Below are 17,220 nucleotides of genomic sequence, written 5' to 3'. Positions count from 1 at the left end.
ATTAAGGCCGGTAAATTATCTGCTTTATAAATGGAAATGTAGTATTAATTTTATTTTTACAATACATTTTGAATGTATCGCCATTAAAATGCGATAATAGTTCTGAAATGGTGATATCTTGTTTTCGATTTACTTTATCTTGGAAAAAAAGGCTAGCAAGGTTCGCTTCATTCATTAAGTAGCCATGTTTTTTTATGAACATTTCATAACCCTGTTTGGCCTTTGGAGAGTCGCTAATACGGCCTTCTTCATGATCTATATTCAATTGATATGTATAAGCCTCAAGTTTAAAACCGCTGCCATACTCTTTACACATTCTTAACCAAGCATCATAGTCTTGCCATGAAGGTAGGGATACATCAAAACCACCTAATTCCCTTATCAAGGAAGTTTCAGTAAATATCTGATTCCCAACATAATTCCTATTTAACATGTCATCTAATGTAATAACTCCCGCTTTCATTGGTTGTTTGAATTTTCCTTTCTTGGTTTTAGTAACATGTCCGGCACACAGGAAAGCATATTTACTTTTCTCCGTTGCGTTAACAAATATATCTATTCTGCTTGGCAAAAATTCATCGTCATCATCTAGGCCAGTTATATATTTTCCATCAGCCATCTCAATTAAACGATTTCGAGAAAAACATGCACCTTTAGGTTCTTCATTTTTAACGCATATAAAGTCAGTGAATTTATTTTTATATTTTTCGATTACTTGATAATAGCTTTTTTGAGAACCGTCGTCGCAAACAAGAACCTGTAGATTTTTATAATTTTGTTCACACAAAGAATTTAAAGCGCGGTCAAGGAAATCTGGTCTGTTATGCGTTGGTATATAGACACTGACAGCTTCTTGCATATTAACCCTCCTCTAAATATTAATTGATCACCTTCAGTTAATACTTTTCTCTTTACAGTATTTAACATATGCCATCCCGAAAAATAAAAAGAAAGGAAGCATTTGCGATGGTGTTGTTATTCTATGTTCTGTCGCTGACGAAAAAATACATGTCCAAAAAGCAATTGCTAAGGCATTACCTAATTTATTATCAGCTATTGTTATCTCTACGATTTTTTTTCTTATTTCATTAAATAAAAGAATAAACAAGCCCAGACCTACAATACCTAATTCTCCTAAAATATTAAACAGAGAGTTGTGTGCATGGGCGTCAGAGTGTGCAATAACTTGGCCTTCCTTTATCGATAAAAAATGTGGTATTACAGTCACATATTGATAATATCGATCGTCATAGCTGCCAAATCCTGTACCAACTATGGGAGAGTGTAAAAAATTGTCCCATGCCCTTGGCCATAAATAAAATATCCGCGTGATAAAAGTATTAGCCCTTTGGAAATCAATCATTAATCCTTGCACTGGGACTTGGTCGCTGGCATAAACTTGCCCGGTATAAAGCCAACTATCATAGGTATACATTACTATTGCAATTTGCACGAATAAAAATGCTATAAAAACAACTGCTGGCCTTTTGAATTTTATAAAATAATACCCCACCGCACAAATCAGGGCTAGAATACTTCCTCGAGAATCAGTTGCATTAAGCAAAAATAAAAAAACTAGCGTATAAAATGCATATGGCCATTTACGTTCTGTAAGAAAAAAGCCAACTGCCAGCCCACCAACCACTGAGTAAAAACCGCCCGCAGCATTATGGGAAATAAATAGCAGGTGATGTACTCCGCCAATTTCGGTTGGCATAATTACGTACGCTATAGCTGATATTAAGGTAAAAAAGGGGAATATCAACCTTTTGATTTTTGATAAATCAAAATTGATATTCATTGGCATAAAAATAAAAACGAATAGGACTAGATAGCTGATTATAAAATTTCCATCACGTCTATAAAAGTCAAAGTCTGTAAAAGAGGTTGGATCATAAAGTGCAGTAGATAAAAGAACGTAAACAAACAATAGAATTAAATATAATTCTATTTTTGAAATTTGTGGGTAGTTGCTTTTATAAAAAAGTGTAATTAACGCCAAGGGGAGTAGTAAAATTACGGCAACACTGACAGGTACATAATTTGTTATCGAAAAAATTACCGAAAGCAAAACTATGATTTTAATTATATTTGTCACGCTAATTCCTTTTCATCATCTGATGAAACCGGTCCGATTTCCAGATCGGTAACCTGATTAGCACCTGAGTTTGTAGCGGCCAATAGGCCGCCAATATCATGCTTATCAATCTTTTTTACTTTCATATGAATACTGATAATATCCGTAATTATCATTTCCATATGATGCATATGCGCGCCTAACTATTGCGTTAAGGATGACCCCTTTCGTTTCAATGCCATTCTGCTCTAGCCTGCGTATACTAACTTCTACTTGTTTAACAGTGTTCTCTTCAAAGCGCGCAACGAGCAATGTTGTTCCGCAATGACTCCCAATAATTCCAGCATCTGTCACAGCTAAAACTGGAGGGGTATCGACGATGACGATATCATATCGACTATCCGCCCACTCCAAAAGCTCCTGCATGCGTTTATTCATCAATAGCTCTGAAGGGTTAGGTGGTATTTGTCCTCGTGGTATAACACTTAGGCCTGGCACTTTTGGTACATCGTAAAGGACCTCAGTATGCGCAAACTGACCTGATAGCAAATTTGAAAGCCCTTTATTATTACTGCCAACATTCATGATCGAATGCAGATAGCCTTTTCTCATATCGGCATCAATCAGCAATACTTTTTGTCCCGCTTGCGCTAAAACAGCTGCCAAATTACTGCTAATAAAGGACTTACCAATTCCAGGGCTGATGCCTGATATCATCAGAGTTTTGTTTTTTGCCTCCATCATCGCGAAATGTAGGCTTGTTCGCAAACTTCTTATGGCCTCGATGGCAAGATCTGTAGGATTACCGGTTGCGAGAAGTTCGCTACTTTTTATATCTTTATTCCCGCGACTTAAAACCTTCTTATCCGCATTTTTTTGCCATTCTGAAAGAGGAATACTTGAATAAACATTTATTCCATTAGCTTCAAGAGCCTCTGGACCTTCTATTCCTTTGTGCAATGCTCTTCTCACCAAGAGATATGCTGAAGATAGAAAAGCACCTAAGATTATAAAGACGAGCAAAATAATCATTTTTTGTGGCGCAACCGGACTTAAACGGGTTACCGCAGGGTCGATTATTCTAACGCTGCCAACTGCACTGGCTTTCGCTATATTGAGCTCTTGCTGCCGATTCAATAACTGCATATAAACTTGCTGATTGACTTGCACATCACGATTCAACCGCAAAATATCTTGCTGAGTTTGAGGCAATGACTCAACTCTTTTATTAAGTCTTTCTTTCTCTTTAAGAAGAACAGCTTTCTTTTCAAGTAAAGCGCGATAAGCTGGATGATCTGGCGTATAAAGCTTAGAGATATCAGTTTCTTTGAAAGTAAGTTCGTTAATTTGCCCATCAAGCTGGACTATAGTATCTAAAACAGATTTTGCTTCGATTGATAGGTCAACAGAATCATTACTACGCCGAAAATCATTTAATTTATTTTCAGCAGTATTCAGTTTATCGCTGATTTGAGGTAATTGTTGGTTTATAAAGGCTAAGCTCTTTGCTGCCACCTCGGTCTTACGGGTGATATTCTGAAGAACATAGTTTTCCGAAATACTTTCTAAAATAACAGTCGCGCGAGCAGGATCAGTATTATCATAACTTAAACCTAATACTCCTGTATTTAACCCTTTATCCGCTATATTCAGAACGCCTACAATGCCATTGTAAATGCTTAGAAAAGGCCGTTTAGTAATTGTGTATTCAGTATTAGGACTATCATTTAGCGAATCGACCAGAATAGTTATTCCTTGGCCGCTTATTGCTTGACCCGCAATACCATGAATAACGGTACTCCCCTTACCATCAGTAAGAATATATTCTTTATCGTTAGCAACTTTAAGTGTAAACGGTTTATTTAGCAAAGTATCAGGCACTTGGAATATACTTATTGCCGGTCCCGTGCTGGTATCTCCTGCGATTTTTGCGTAAGCATACCCAATGACAGGTAAGTAATTTTTTGTTACCGTAGTGTCAAGGTTTAAATCATTAATTGTCTTACCAATGACCATGCGGGATAACATTAATTGGATTTCAGTTGCTGAGGTGGGTGGTGCGTTAGGTAAGGCTGCACTGATAGAATCAAGTAATGAAGCTTGGGGATCCTTTTCTACTTGAATTACGGCGTCTGATCTATACGTAGGAGGAGTAATTAAGATGTAGATGAGGGAAAGCGCAGCAAATAGAAGCGTGATAGCAACGATTAGCCACTTACCATCGACCAGAGTACCTACAATACGTCCTATATCTATTTCATCGCTGTTACCAATTGATAACGCGGGTTTATTTTTATCAATCATTGCGGTCCTTGATTAGCGATTTAGTGCCTGAGCCCATTTCTGTGCAGCATCCTCAAGCAGTTGATAGACATACTGGAAAGCTTCTCGACTTTTTTTGTATGGATCAGGGATTTCTTTCGAAACCCAATGACCGAATAGCATCACTTTGCCTCTCGCTTCAGGAGCTATTTTACAAACCTCGTCTACGTGCCTTTTTTCCATAACTAGAATTAAATCATAATCTTGACAAAGCTTCTGGGTAAGTTGACGTGCAGAGTGCCCCTCCAATGAAAGCTGTTGAGTGAAAGCCACTTCAATTGCGACTCCATCTGCTCCCTGTCCGGTCAATGCTTGAACACCCGCTGAACTTATTGTTTTATCAGGCAAGTATTTTTTAAGCAATCTTTCACCCATTGGCGAACGGCATATATTACCTGTGCAAACGACCAGTATTTTATCGAACATATATCATTCAGACCATACACCTGCATTGCGAGTGCCATCGGAAACACTACGAACGCCGCTGATTGTTGGCACTAGTTGCCCAATAACTCTATTCCAGCGAGTAATTGGCGCTGTTGTAACATATACCATATCATAAGGCTGCAGTTTAAATTCAGTGCCGAGTATCAATGATGTCGCATCTGATAAGTCAAGTTGATAAACATTTGCCAGTTTTGTACTTTGTCCCCCAGATCGAATAGGGCGAATAACGAATATTCCCGTCGCATCTGAAGTCGTTTGACTTAAGCCGTTAGCATTGCCTAAAGCTTCAGTAAGGGTCATCCCGCTTCTATCCATTTTCAGCGTGGATTGTTTGCCCACTTCTCCCATAACGAACACTTTAAGATCGTCATTACGAGGGATAAACAGGATATCTCCAGGATAGAGCAGATGGTTTTGTTTCAAATCCCCATTCTGCATTAACGCTTGCAGAGATATCGTTTGCTCCTTGCCGTTATGAGTCAATACAACATTTCGCCAATCAGCATCAGTAGTTAAACCGCCAGCTTTATTAACGGCATCAAGTATAGTCAATGGCACGTTAGTAATAGCCTGCTCACCTGATTTGCTTACTTCACCCGTAACGTAGGCCTTTTGCGACCTGAATGTAGCAATATTTACATCAACCTGGGGGCTCTCAATGTACTGAGCAAGCCTTCCTGATATCTCGGTTCTGACCTCTGTTACTGTCCTACCAGCGACTTTTACTTTCCCAATATAAGGGTAAAAGATTGTGCCGTCTGAATGCACCCAATTCCCTGCATCACTCGCGCTACGATATGTCCCGGAGGGGGTGGTTAGCTCAGGATGATCCCATACCGTTACGCTCAGGACATCACCGACGCCAATCCGATACTCATAGTTTTGTAGTTCTTGATCAAGTGAAGTGTTGTTTTGCGCAATGACCGGCTTTGATCGTAACTGATCAATCAAAGAGGGGGTCATGGGAAAAACATTCACGTACTTGCCGATATCAAAATCTGAATCATCTGATTTTATTACTGTTTTGCCACGCGTTGTCATATTTGAACCAGGTACAACTGTACATCCGCTGATCAGCACAACCGACACCAAAAGCGGCATCAACTTAAGTTTTGTTTTCATCATTGAGTTATCATCACTATCGCTGTTGCTCGGGTAAAAAGCGTATCCATGTCTTTGGTTATCGCCTTACGCAAGGATGTTAATGCCAAAAAGCCCCAAAACTTAGCGCTGTTCCTCTTTTCACTTACTATGCCCTGCCTGTTCGCTATCACGGCCTCACTTTGAAACGCACAGCACTTAAATAGCGGTACAACTAATTGACCAAAAATAGCAGATAAATTCAACTATAAACCTTATTCTCTAACTCAAATTTGATCCGGTAATCAATTACGAACCGCCAGATGCTACACTTGTCCCTGTTCAGCATAGAGAATAGCCGCTTCTTTTGAGGAATGCTGGATTTGTCAGCAAAAAACAGCAGAATTTCTTCTGAGTAACAAATTTATTTATCGCTAAAGCTTTTATCCCATCGGCCGATACCCATGAACATTCAATTCCAGTCAAAGGACAGGTCATTTTTTAGCCAATATTGTGTCTTTAAGTACTACCGCTAAACCGAAGCCATAGGCACATTGCCTATTGATGACATTGACATGGCGCGCACGTTTACCGGTTGACTGACCAGAGCGCAGTTTGATTACCGGTCCGTTTGAGGCTGGGGGATATACTTGTGCCTTGGTTACGTAAAAACACGCTACCGCCCTTGGCTTGTAGCTACCAATGCACTGGTGGTCTTTTTTATCGGGTTCCGGTCGTTTTTAGGTCAAAATCTGCAGTGGTTCACGTATCTTTGTGCGCGGTCAGTCACAAAACCGCACTTTCCATGCCTATCTTTTGACCAAAAACAATATAATTGGCACAACATATGCCTCATCATTGTTATACTAATTATTAATTATCTCTTTACAAGGTTTCGATGACCCCTGCGCCACGTTTTAGGAATAAGACTACCCTCAGGTTTGTTGCGCCAAGACGACAATTGCCTATAATTTCACCACTTCCGCGGTTTATGCTTGCGATCTGCTTGAGAAATAACAATTTCTTATCCAGCATACTCTTTAAGCGAAGCGCATCCATTTAGCAGCTTATTAACATTAATAAAGCAACTAGATAATAACCAGTTTGAGTTAGTTCAACCTGCAAGTCAGTGATAGGTGTTGCATATTAATTAATGACGCTAATGTTTTGTCCATATATCATTTTTATCCTTTTGTAGCTCCATCACCTCTCTGTTATCGCCGCCGGATGTAATGATCGGTTGAGTTTTGCCGCGTTACCTCCCATCATTCCCCTGAGACAGTCTTTGATATAGGTAAAGTAACGATTATGGAATGGATCGCCGATCCGACGATTTGGGCAGGCCTGGCGACGCTTATCGTGCTGGAGCTGGTGTTGGGCATCGACAATCTGGTGTTTATCGCCATCCTGGCGGAGAAGCTGCCGCCGAGCCTGCGGGATCGGGCAAGAATAGTGGGCCTGGCGTTTGCGCTGCTGATGCGTTTGGTGCTGCTGGCGTCGATGTCCTGGCTGGTGTCGTTGACCGCACCGCTGTTTAGCGTCTCCGGACACCCTTTCAGCGCCCGCGACCTTATTATGCTGGCCGGTGGTGTGTTTTTGATCTTCAAAGCCACCATGGAGCTTAACGAGCGTCTGGAAGGCAAGGATGAAGAGACGCAGACACAGCGCAAGGGCGCGCGCTTTTGGCCGGTCGTCACGCAAATCGTGATCCTGGATGCGGTGTTCTCCATAGATTCGGTGATTACCGCGGTGGGCATGGTGGATCAGCTGGCGGTGATGATGGCGGCGGTGGCGGTGGCCATTGGCGTGATGATGCTGGCCAGCAAGACGCTGACCCGTTTTATCAACGCCCATCCCACCATTGTGATCCTGTGTTTAAGTTTTCTGCTGATGATTGGTTTTAGCCTGGTGGCGGATGGCTTTGGTTATCATATTCCCAAAGGCTATCTGTACGCCGCCATCGGCTTCTCGGTGGCCATAGAGGCGTTGAACCAGCTGGCGCAGTTTAACCGGCGGCGGTTTTTATCCTCCAGCGTGCCGTTGCGCCAGCGTACCGCCGAGGCGGTGCTGCGCATGCTGAACGGCAAACACGAAGAAGCGCAGCTGGACGCGCAGACGTCCTCCCTGATTGCCGACAGTGACGGCGAGGGTCAGGAGGTGTTTAACGAACAGGAGCGGCGCATGATTGAGCGGGTGTTGGGCATGGCCCAGCGCACCGTGAGCAGCGTGATGACCTCGCGTCATGATATCGAGCATATCGATTTGCGCGATCCGCCCGAGGTGATAATCCCGCTGCTGGAAAATAACCAGCATACGCGGCTGGTGATTACCGAGGACAGCGCGTCCAATGAGCCGTTGGGCGTGGTGCACGTTATCGACCTGCTAACCCAGCAGTTGCGCAATGAGCCGCTGAATCTGCGCGCGCTGATCCGCCAGCCGCTGGTGTTTCCCGAACAGCTCTCGCTGCTGCTGGCGCTGGAGCAGTTTCGCGAGGCGCATACCCATTTTGCGTTTATCGTCGATGAGTTCGGGTCGGTGGAAGGTATTATCACCCTGAGCGATGTGATGGAGACCATTGCCGGTAACCTGCCGCTGGAAAACGAAGAGATCGACCCGCGTCATGATATCGTGCAGCATGATGACGGCACCCTGACGGTGAATGGGTACCTGCCGCTGGAGGATTTGGTCGGCTATATCGGTATTCCGCTGGAAGAGCGGCGGGAATACCATACGCTGGCGGGATTGCTGATGGAGCATACGCAGGCGATCCCCAAGGAAGGCGATACCTTGAGTATTGATAATTATCTGTTTGAGATTCTGGAAGTAGAGAGCCACCGGATATTAAAGGTACGCATCACCCCCGAAACGTTACCTGAATACGAAGTCTGAGAATACGCGGCGGCGCGGGGGCTTAGCCATGACAAGCCTTAGGCCCCCGCGTTCCGTTAGTCCCCTGCCCCGTTACAGCTTATCCAGCAGTTTTTGCACGTTTTTGTTCTGCGGGTGATCCTGGTTTTTCTGCGCCCAGGCGTCCAGGCGTTTCTTTAGCTCGTCCTGCAAGCGGTCGCGCAGCAACTGGTCGACGTGCAGCTGATAGCTGAGGCTATCCCAGGGGCCGTAGACGCGCAGCGGGATGGCGGTATTGACCAGCGCCTCGGTCAGCTGCGGCTCGCCTTGCCAGCCCTTGAGCACCCGGATATTAAGGTTTACGTCGCACTGCCTGCCGGGCAGGTCGAGCACGCCGGTGCCGGCCAGCGACATCAGGTCCGAGTCTCCCGCCAGATTGTTCAGCCGGAGATTGCCCCGCTCGAGCGTGGCGTCGGCGGTAAGCTGTTTTACCGCTGAGTAGGTCTCGTTGCGCTCTTGCGCCGTGACATTATTATTGGTGCGCTCGACAGCCCGTTGAATCAGCTGTTGGATATTCAATCCTTCCAGGCGGGCATCATCGAGCTGCATCCGGCCTTTGCCGCTCCAGTTTTCGGCAAAATCCCGGAAACTGAAGGTCTGCCCGGTCAATTGCCCGTCCACGGATAGCCGTCCGGTCAGGGTCTGCGGCAGGGCAAATGCCTGCAGCAGCGGTCCCAGCGCCACCTGTTTTAAGCTTGGGTTTAATTCAAAACGGGGCCTGGCGCCGGTGGTATCCACCGTGCCCGGCAGGCTGAATTCGCCGTCGCCCAGTTTTCCGCCCAGGGTATTGATCGACAGATGGCCGCGGCGGTTATCCGCCTGGGTTTTAAAGCCGGTGATATTGAGCCCGTGGTAGATAACCTGATCCGCCGTGAGGTTAAGCTGGCCGTTGAAATCATTCAATACCGCCAGCGGCTGTTCCTCTTTACCGATGGCGGCGATGACCGGCTTGGCGCTGTGGCGATGGCTTTGCGTGTCATTGCCGCCGCCGGCGTTGATGCCCAGCAGCGTGTCCAGGTTCAGGCGCTTGGCGGTGAGGTCGAGCTGATAAACCGGCGCGTCGCCCAGTTTGGCGCTGGCCTGGCCCGCCAGCTCGCTGTCGTTGGCGCTGAAGGACATGTTGCTTAATTCGACGGTCTGGTTGGTGGCGGAATAGTCGGCGCTGAATTTACCCTGCCCTTTGATGCCCTCGGCCGGTAACCCCTGGCCGTGGAGTTCATAGTTAAAACGGTCAAGGCTGGCGGCCAGCTGGCGCGGGTAGTGGCTCAGGTCAGCTTTGCCGCTGAGGGAGACCGCCACGTCGCGCTGATCGCGGTTAATGCGGCTGGAGAAGGTGATATTGGCCAGCCGCGCCGCCGTTTGCTCCACATCCAGGTTGAAATCGCGCAGGTTGATTTGTTCGTTTGGCTCCCGTTGCCAGATAAGCAGGCTGTCGGTCACCTTTAAACTGGCGATATCGTAGGACCATCCTGAGTGCGGCGCCAGGTCGGGCGTGCCGGCGGGCGCAATGGGCGCATTTTCCGGCCGGCGGGCTTCGCTGTCGGGCGTGATGGTAATGACGGCCCCCTTCAGCAGTACCTGTTTTACCGAGAGCTGGTGGGACAGCAGCGGCCAGAGCTGGACATCAAGGCGCATATTTTCGGCGCTGACCACCGGCACGGCGGCGCCGGGCGCGGTGAGCGTCATGCGGCCGGCCAGGATGCTGAGCTGCGGCCAGACGTGCCAGCGCAGATCGCCGTCCAGGCGCAGCCGGTAGCCGCTGCGCTGCTCAACCTTGGTGACCATATAATTACGAAAGTCATTGGGATTGATCAGCAACACCAGCGCAGTCGTGCCTGCCACCAAAACCGCCAGCAAAATAACCAGCGTCGTCAGAAATCGTCTCATGCCATCCTCAAAAAAGTCTGCGCCATACAGTTCGTCTGACGGAATTAATCCTCATCAATCCGGCTGGCCACCGCGCCCTGTTGGTTGCGGTACTTCGCATCCTCGCGGCGATTATACGGCCGCGCGGCATGGCCGCTCAGCGGCTCGAAACTCAGCGCGCCGATAAGCATGCCCGGACGCAGCGCCAGCGGCAGCTTACCTGAATTATAGAACTCCAGCACGATCCTACCCTGCCAGCCGGGATCGATGCGGTGCGCGGTCACATGCACCATCAGCCCGAGGCGCGCCAGGGACGAGCGGCCGTCCAGCCAGCCGACCAGGTTATCCGGCAGGGTGACGGATTCAAGAGTGACCGCCAGCGCCAGTTCGGCGGGATGCAAAAAGAAGGCGCCGCCTTCCGGCAACACGATTTCATCGCTCATGACGCGATCGAGCGCGGCCGAGACTTCTTCCTTAGGGCCGCTGAGGTCGATAAAGGCCGCGGTATGGCCCTGGAACACCCGGAATTGATTGCCCAGGCGCACATCGACCGTGGCGCCGTTAATCCGTTCCACCGGCGGACGCGGGCTGATATCCAGCCTGCCGTCGTCCAGCCAAGCTTCAATATCGCTGTCGCACAGTCTCATCGTTATTTCTCCATAAGCGTTCTGGGGGTCGTAGCGCCGGCGGCGCCGTGAACCCTACCCGCCTGCGTTAGGGGGATTATTCAAAAAACTGACTGATTTTTGCCTTCAGGATATCGATGGCAATACGGTTCTTTCCCCCGCGGGGTACAATAATATCGGCGTATTGCTTGGAAGGCTCGATAAACTGCAGGAACATCGGGCGTACCGTTTTCTGATACTGCTCCATCACCGAATCCATGGCGCGGCCCCGTTCATTGACGTCGCGCTTCATGCGCCGCAACAGGCAGATATCCAGCGGCGTATCGACGAAAATTGAGAAATTCATTTCCGTGCGCAGCCGCAGGTCGGTCAGCAGCAGTATGCCTTCCAGGATAATCACCTTCTTGGGACGCAGATGGATGGTCTCAGGCCGGCGGGTGTGCTCGACATAGCTGTAGACCGGCATTTCGATGGCCTGGCCCGCCTTGAGCATCTGCAGATGCTGGAACAGCAGGCTGTGATCCATGGCGCTGGGATGATCATAATTGGTCTTGACCCGCTCGCTCATGGTCAGGTGGCTTTGATCCTGATAATAGCTGTCTTCTGGGATAATGCCGATATGTTCGTCGCCGACCTGCTCACAAAGTTCCTGGTACAACGTGCTGGCTATCAGGCTTTTCCCGGAGGCGGAGGCGCCGGCGATGCCGATAATGACGCACTGGTGAGGCTTGTCAGTCATACAATAAATGGCCTGGTGTTATAAAGATGAAGGGCTGCGCCGGGGCGCATTTGACGCGGCAATTATAGAGTGCGGGAGAAACGGATGCCAGCAATAGCGTTTATCTGACGTGGCTTTACGCGGTTTAGGCCGATGATTACCGCGATTTATGTCACACTTTTAAGATAATTCATGCTGGAGAGGGGCCGGAAGTTTGCGTAAGGTATATACAGCGGCATTTTTAATCTACTTTCGAGCGGTATTGGATGAATTGGCATTGGTTGACGTTTTTTGGCGATAGCATGCTGTTGCTGCCCTGCGCGGTTATTATCGTTATGTTGCTGCTGTGGAAAGCCGATACCCGGCGCACCAGCCTGCAGTGGCTGCTGCTGTTCGCTACCGCGGGCGCCGTGGTCGTGATATCGAAACTGGCTTTTATGGGCTGGGGCGTCGGCAGCAGAATGTATGATTTTACCGGTTTCAGCGGCCATTCGGCGCTCTCCGCCAGCATCTGGCCGGTGATGATCTGGATTTTGACCAGCCGCGCCTCCCGCGGCTGGCGGCTGGCGGCGGTGTGTTTCGGTTATCTGCTGGCGCTGGCCGTGGGATTTTCCCGCGTGATTATTCATGCCCATTCGGTTTCCGAGGTGATCGCCGGGCTGGCGCTGGGTTTTACCATCAGTACCTCGTTCCTGCTGATGCAGTATTCCCGCCGGACCGCTATCCGTCCCCTCTCCTACGGGCAACTGAGCGCGGTTCTGCTGCTGCCGCTGCTGCTGGTCGTCCAGGGGAAAAAAGCGCCGACCCAGGGATTGCTGGAGCAGATAGCCTTGACGGTGGCGCCCATCGAGCGGGTGTATACGCGCGCGGATTTGCACGGCAAGGGGCGGCTGGCGTTGCCGGATACCGTGCAGATCACCCCGCAGTAAGCCCTTTATCCGCTATGAAGCCCATGGCCGCATCGCCCTGGGCGGCCTGTTGCAATGCCGTTTATTCCACGTGTTCTCAGCATGAAATGCGGCTTTCATGCCACGCCCGCCGGCGCTGCAGCGGCGGCAGGGTATTTCACGTTCCCGTCTGGGGTATCGGCGCGCCGTTTCATTCTTCTTCCTTGTTTATGCCTGTTCGCATCCCAGGAATTACCCGCTGGTAATTAAATCGTGATCCGCTTCAAATTTTTATCATGAGGTGATAGATCGCCGATGGAACCGGTTCCATACTCTTCTCAGCGTATTTGCCGCGCCGGCTGCCAGGTTTGCCCTGTCGGCGCCCGCCCGGATGCCACCCTGTATTGATGTCTTGAGGAGTATCTTTTATGTCCAGCAACCCTATCCCTACTGACTACGACCAGACCCTGGACGTGGTGACCTTCGGCGAAGCGATGGCCATGTTTGTCGCCACCGCCGGCGGTGAATTGCACACGGTGAGCCAATATGTCCGCCGCGCGGCCGGCGCCGAACTGAATGTCGCTATCGGCCTGGCGCGCCTGGGGCTGAAATCCGGCTGGGTGAGCCGTCTGGGCAACGATTCTTTCGGACGTTTTATTCTGGATACTCTTGATGCGGAGCAGGTGGACCGCCGTGCGGTCACCCTGGATGCGGCCTACCCTACCGGCTTTCAGCTGAAATCCAAAGCGGAGGATGGAACCGATCCCACCGTTGAGTACTTCCGTAAGGGCTCGGCCGCCAGCCGGCTCTCCACGGCGGATTTTGATGAGCAATACTTCGGCGGCGCCCGGCATCTGCATCTCAGCGGCGTGGCGGCGGCGCTGTCGCCGGAATCTTATCAGCTGGCCGCCCATGCGGCGCAGTGGATGAGGCAGCGCGGCAAGACTATCTCCTTTGACCCTAACCTGCGCCCGGTGTTATGGCGCTCGCGGGAAGAGATGGTATCCCGCCTGAATGCGCTGGCGTTCAGCGCGGATTATGTGCTGCCGGGAATTAAGGAAGGCCTGATCCTGACCGGCCACGAAAGTCCTGAGGCGATTGCGGATTTCTACCTGGCGCACGGTGTGCGGGCGGTGGTGATCAAGACCGGCGCGGACGGCGCGTATTATAAAACCGACGCCGGTGCTGAGGGCGTGGTGCCTGCGGTGCGGGTGGTTAACGTGGTGGATACCGTGGGCGCCGGCGACGGTTTTGCGGTGGGCGTGGTTAGCGCCCTGCTGGAGGGGCTGACGCTTGATAAGGCGATTGTGCGCGGCAACCATATCGGCGCGCTGGCCATCCAGGTTATCGGCGACAGCGAAGGATTGCCGGATCGCCGGCAGCTGGCGCGGGCCATGGCGGATAGTACAGCCGGCGCACTGACGACGTAAAGGACGTCACCAGACCGCGCGACACGCCGTGCGGCTGCCGGAGGTAATGCACCTGCGGGTCATACCGGCCCCACCGTCGCGCCCCTGCCGCCGGGCAGGCGCCGCTGTGCCCCGGGAGCTGCCCGGGGCACAGACATACGGCTCCGTCCGGCAATCCGGGCGCGGCTGATAACCAATTGCAAAAGGAATCGTTATGAAACCCAACGTCGTCCTGTATAAAACCATTCCCGCCGATCAACTGGCGCGGCTGCAGGCTGCTTTTAACCTGACCCGATTCGACAGCATCACCGACGCCAACCGGCAAGCGGTCATAGCCGCCCTGCGCCATGCGCAGGGGCTGATCGGCGCCAGCCATCCCATCGGCAACGAATTGCTTGATGCCGCGCCCGGATTGCGCGCCATTTCCACCATTTCGGTGGGCTATGATCAGTTCAGCGTGCCGGAACTGACGCGCCGGGGCATTACCCTGATGCATACCCCGGGCGTATTGACCGAAACCACCGCCGACACCATTTTCACCCTGATCCTGACCAGCGCCCGGCGCGCCGTGGAGCTGGCGGAGCTGGTGAAGCGCGGGGAATGGCGGCGCAGCATCGGCGAGGAATATTACGGCACCGACGTCAACGGCAAGACCATCGGCATCCTCGGCATGGGCCGTATCGGGTATGCGGTGGCCAAACGCGCGCATCTGGGATTCGGCATGCCGGTGATGTATTACAATGATAAGGTGAACGAACAGGCGGAGAGCCTGCTCCATGCCCGCCGCGCTACCCTGGATCAGGTGCTGGCCGAGGCGGATTTTGTCTGCGTGGTGCTGCCGCTATTGCCGGAAACCGAGAAATTGATCGGTTACGCCGAAATCAGCAAGATGAAGCCGGGCGCCATCCTGATTAACGGTTCGCGCGGTAAAATCATCAATGAGCCGGAGCTGATACGCGCCCTGCAAGACGGCGTGATACGCGGCGCCGGGCTGGATGTGTTCGAGCAGGAGCCGCTGCCGGCCACCTCGCCGCTCCTGGCGCTGCCCAACGTGGTGGCGCTGCCGCATATCGGTTCGGCAACGCATGAAACACGCCACGCCATGGTGGCCTGCGCGGTGGACAACCTGATTGCCGCGCTGGCGGGCGATGTGACTCAAAACTGCGTTAATCCTGGGGCGTTGCGCAACGTGGCAGCTACTGGCAATGAATTTAAGGGAATGTAACGACAATCCCGATCAATCCCCGCCCCTGGCGGCGGGGCAACTGGCCGTCACAGCCGGGGATTTAATAACGTTACGCCGGTTAATCCGAAATCTTTCGTGTTGCGGGTAACAAGCGTAAGACGGTTCGTTATGGCGGTTGCCGCGATCAATGAGCCTGTCATACATTTAGGGTCAGGGACAGGCATTTTGGCACAGCATAGCGCTACAGCGGCATCAACTGCCAGGATCCTGTCATGAAAACCTTTTATTACTGTATGCTCAAACCAAGACCGCAATTTGACCGCTTGCGTTAAATCTTTCCTTTCTTTTAGTAAGATACCTTTTTCAACTTACCGTTACCCGGGCAAGTAAGGAAGATAGCCTCACCGGCGACGTCAAGGGCAGGGACCGGTGGTCCGGCACGTCATCCATTTTTATCACCCCGTGCCGGCCACGGATTATTCTGCCCTTATAATGCCTTAAACGCGATCTCGGTGGGGATAACCTCGCCCTGCCAGTACAGCTGCGCCGCCACATGTCCCGCCAGTTGGCGGTAGAGCTCGGTGAACTCGCTGTCCGGCCGGCTGACCACCGTCGGCTGGCCACGGTCCAGATCTTCGCGCAGGCTGATATGCAGCGGCAGTTGCCCCAGCAGCGCGCAGTGGTACTGCTCGGCGAGTTTTTCGGCGCCGCCGGTGCCGAAGATGGCCTCCAGGTGACCGCAGTGGCTGCAGATATGCACGCTCATGTTTTCCACGATACCGAGCACCGGCACGCCGACCTTTTCAAACATCACGATACCTTTGCGCGCGTCGGCCAGCGCGATATCCTGCGGCGTGGTCACCACCAGCGCGCCGGTGACCGGGATATTCTGCGCCAGCGTCAGCTGGATATCGCCGGTGCCCGGAGGCATATCCAGCACCAAGTAATCCAGCTCCGGCCACAGGGTGTCGTTAAGCAGCTGCAGCAGCGCCTTGCTGGCCATCGGCCCGCGCCAGACCATGGCGTTATCTTCCGTTACCATATACCCGATGGAGTTGGTGGCCAGGCCGTGCGCCATGATGGGGGCCATATGCTGGCCGTCCGGCGACGTGGGGCGTTCCTCGGTGGTGCCGAGCATGGCGGGAATCGACGGGCCGTAGATATCCGCGTCCAGCAGGCCGACGCGGGCGCCCTCGGCGGCCAGCGCCAGCGCCAGGTTAACCGCGGTGCTGGATTTGCCGACGCCGCCCTTGCCGGAGCTGACGGCAATCAGGTTGCGCACGTTTTTTACCCCGGGTTGATCCTTAACCCGCTTGAGCGTGGCGATATTGTGGGCCAGCGTCCAGTCGATGGCCCGCGCCCCGGTGACGCGCAGCAGGTCCGCGCTGGCGGATTCCTTCAGCTCCTCAAAGGCGCTGTGCCAGGCGAAGGGCATGATAAGTTCGATATGCAGCGTGCCGTCCAGCAGCGCGCAGTGGTTCAGCGCCTTGAGTTCGGCCAGGCCGCGTTTGAGCGTGGGGTGCTTGAAGCGGGCGAGCACCTTGGCGACCTGGGCGCGCAGCACCTCGGGAGTAGACTGTTCGGGTGATGGAGGATTCATCACGGCTCCTTAATTTCTCATTCTGGGGGTGGTAACCGATGCCCATAGCATAACAGAACTGGCGGCGCTTGTTTACGTGAGGTGTCGCTATCGGT

General features: G+C 51.3%; 13 protein-coding genes. 4 read left to right on the top strand and 9 right to left on the bottom strand.

Features of this window, described 5'->3' with window-relative positions; translation table 11 throughout:
* Position 1: 1 nt before the first annotated feature.
* From ACL2XM_RS03860 to ACL2XM_RS03840, 5 genes are all read right to left on the bottom strand, one after another.
* Positions 2 to 859, bottom strand: coding sequence for a glycosyltransferase (locus ACL2XM_RS03860; RefSeq protein ID WP_413732405.1), 858 nt, complete (start codon positions 857 to 859; stop codon positions 2 to 4).
* Between the two features lie 33 nt (positions 860 to 892).
* On the bottom strand, positions 893 to 2,098 hold the full coding sequence (locus ACL2XM_RS03855) for an O-antigen ligase family protein (RefSeq protein WP_413732404.1): 1,206 nt from the start codon (positions 2,096 to 2,098) through the stop codon (positions 893 to 895).
* Between the two features lie 105 nt (positions 2,099 to 2,203).
* Positions 2,204 to 4,381: a polysaccharide biosynthesis tyrosine autokinase gene (locus ACL2XM_RS03850; RefSeq protein ID WP_413732403.1), complete on the bottom strand. Its 2,178-nt coding sequence runs from the start codon at positions 4,379 to 4,381 to the stop codon at positions 2,204 to 2,206.
* A gap of 12 nt (positions 4,382 to 4,393) precedes the next feature.
* Positions 4,394 to 4,825, bottom strand: coding sequence for a protein tyrosine phosphatase (locus ACL2XM_RS03845; protein ID WP_413732402.1), 432 nt, complete (start codon positions 4,823 to 4,825; stop codon positions 4,394 to 4,396).
* A 3-nt stretch (positions 4,826 to 4,828) separates the two neighbouring features.
* Positions 4,829 to 5,971, bottom strand: coding sequence for a polysaccharide export protein (locus ACL2XM_RS03840; RefSeq protein WP_413732400.1), 1,143 nt, complete (start codon positions 5,969 to 5,971; stop codon positions 4,829 to 4,831).
* A gap of 1,263 nt (positions 5,972 to 7,234) precedes the next feature.
* On the opposite strand from ACL2XM_RS03840, the gene ACL2XM_RS03835 reads away from it, so the two are divergent.
* Positions 7,235 to 8,815 (top strand): TerC family protein, encoded by a 1,581-nt coding sequence (locus ACL2XM_RS03835; protein WP_410014348.1) that lies wholly within the window; start codon positions 7,235 to 7,237, stop codon positions 8,813 to 8,815.
* A 72-nt stretch (positions 8,816 to 8,887) separates the two neighbouring features.
* Here ACL2XM_RS03835 and asmA read toward each other — a convergent pair whose 3' ends face one another.
* The 3 genes from asmA to udk all read right to left on the bottom strand — a co-directional run bounded on the left by asmA (position 8,888) and on the right by udk (position 12,064).
* Positions 8,888 to 10,720, bottom strand: coding sequence for an outer membrane assembly protein AsmA (asmA, locus tag ACL2XM_RS03830; RefSeq protein ID WP_410014347.1), 1,833 nt, complete (start codon positions 10,718 to 10,720; stop codon positions 8,888 to 8,890).
* Positions 10,721 to 10,764: 44 nt separating this feature from the next.
* Positions 10,765 to 11,346 (bottom strand): dCTP deaminase, encoded by a 582-nt coding sequence (dcd, locus tag ACL2XM_RS03825; protein ID WP_410014346.1) that lies wholly within the window; start codon positions 11,344 to 11,346, stop codon positions 10,765 to 10,767.
* Positions 11,347 to 11,422: 76 nt separating this feature from the next.
* Positions 11,423 to 12,064 (bottom strand): uridine kinase, encoded by a 642-nt coding sequence (udk, locus tag ACL2XM_RS03820; RefSeq protein WP_410014345.1) that lies wholly within the window; start codon positions 12,062 to 12,064, stop codon positions 11,423 to 11,425.
* Between the two features lie 245 nt (positions 12,065 to 12,309).
* On the opposite strand from udk, the gene ACL2XM_RS03815 reads away from it, so the two are divergent.
* From ACL2XM_RS03815 to ACL2XM_RS03805, 3 genes are all read left to right on the top strand, one after another.
* Positions 12,310 to 12,972, top strand: a complete 663-nt coding sequence (locus ACL2XM_RS03815) for a phosphatase PAP2 family protein (RefSeq protein WP_413723260.1) — start codon at positions 12,310 to 12,312, stop codon at positions 12,970 to 12,972.
* A 386-nt stretch (positions 12,973 to 13,358) separates the two neighbouring features.
* Positions 13,359 to 14,360 (top strand): sugar kinase, encoded by a 1,002-nt coding sequence (locus ACL2XM_RS03810; protein WP_413732398.1) that lies wholly within the window; start codon positions 13,359 to 13,361, stop codon positions 14,358 to 14,360.
* Positions 14,361 to 14,553: 193 nt separating this feature from the next.
* Positions 14,554 to 15,564 (top strand): NAD(P)-dependent oxidoreductase, encoded by a 1,011-nt coding sequence (locus ACL2XM_RS03805; protein ID WP_413723262.1) that lies wholly within the window; start codon positions 14,554 to 14,556, stop codon positions 15,562 to 15,564.
* A 448-nt stretch (positions 15,565 to 16,012) separates the two neighbouring features.
* Here the strand turns inward: ACL2XM_RS03805 and apbC are convergent, their stop codons facing one another.
* Complete coding sequence (gene apbC / locus ACL2XM_RS03800; RefSeq protein WP_413732397.1) at positions 16,013 to 17,125, bottom strand: iron-sulfur cluster carrier protein ApbC; 1,113 nt, start codon at positions 17,123 to 17,125, stop codon at positions 16,013 to 16,015.
* Positions 17,126 to 17,220: the final 95 nt, after the last annotated feature.

This window comes from Sodalis sp. RH20, assembly GCF_047324205.1.
Lineage (GTDB): Bacteria > Pseudomonadota > Gammaproteobacteria > Enterobacterales > Enterobacteriaceae > Acerihabitans.
This window is presented reverse-complemented; position numbering and strand designations above follow the sequence as displayed.

Excerpts from the sequence above, each read along its gene's own strand:
- asmA (WP_410014347.1), bottom strand. The coding sequence starts at position 10,720 with ATGAGACGATTTCTGACGACGCTGGTTATTTTGCTGGCGGTTTTGGTG.
- udk (WP_410014345.1), bottom strand. The coding sequence starts at position 12,064 with ATGACTGACAAGCCTCACCAGTGCGTCATTATCGGCATCGCCGGCGCC.
- apbC (WP_413732397.1), bottom strand. The coding sequence starts at position 17,125 with ATGAATCCTCCATCACCCGAACAGTCTACTCCCGAGGTGCTGCGCGCC.
- ACL2XM_RS03860 (WP_413732405.1), bottom strand. The coding sequence starts at position 859 with ATGCAAGAAGCTGTCAGTGTCTATATACCAACGCATAACAGACCAGAT.
- ACL2XM_RS03810 (WP_413732398.1), top strand. The coding sequence starts at position 13,359 with ATGTCCAGCAACCCTATCCCTACTGACTACGACCAGACCCTGGACGTG.
- dcd (WP_410014346.1), bottom strand. The coding sequence starts at position 11,346 with ATGAGACTGTGCGACAGCGATATTGAAGCTTGGCTGGACGACGGCAGG.
- ACL2XM_RS03845 (WP_413732402.1), bottom strand. The coding sequence starts at position 4,825 with ATGTTCGATAAAATACTGGTCGTTTGCACAGGTAATATATGCCGTTCG.
- ACL2XM_RS03815 (WP_413723260.1), top strand. The coding sequence starts at position 12,310 with ATGAATTGGCATTGGTTGACGTTTTTTGGCGATAGCATGCTGTTGCTG.
- ACL2XM_RS03805 (WP_413723262.1), top strand. The coding sequence starts at position 14,554 with ATGAAACCCAACGTCGTCCTGTATAAAACCATTCCCGCCGATCAACTG.
- ACL2XM_RS03850 (WP_413732403.1), bottom strand. The coding sequence starts at position 4,381 with ATGATTGATAAAAATAAACCCGCGTTATCAATTGGTAACAGCGATGAA.
- ACL2XM_RS03835 (WP_410014348.1), top strand. The coding sequence starts at position 7,235 with ATGGAATGGATCGCCGATCCGACGATTTGGGCAGGCCTGGCGACGCTT.
- ACL2XM_RS03840 (WP_413732400.1), bottom strand. The coding sequence starts at position 5,971 with ATGATGAAAACAAAACTTAAGTTGATGCCGCTTTTGGTGTCGGTTGTG.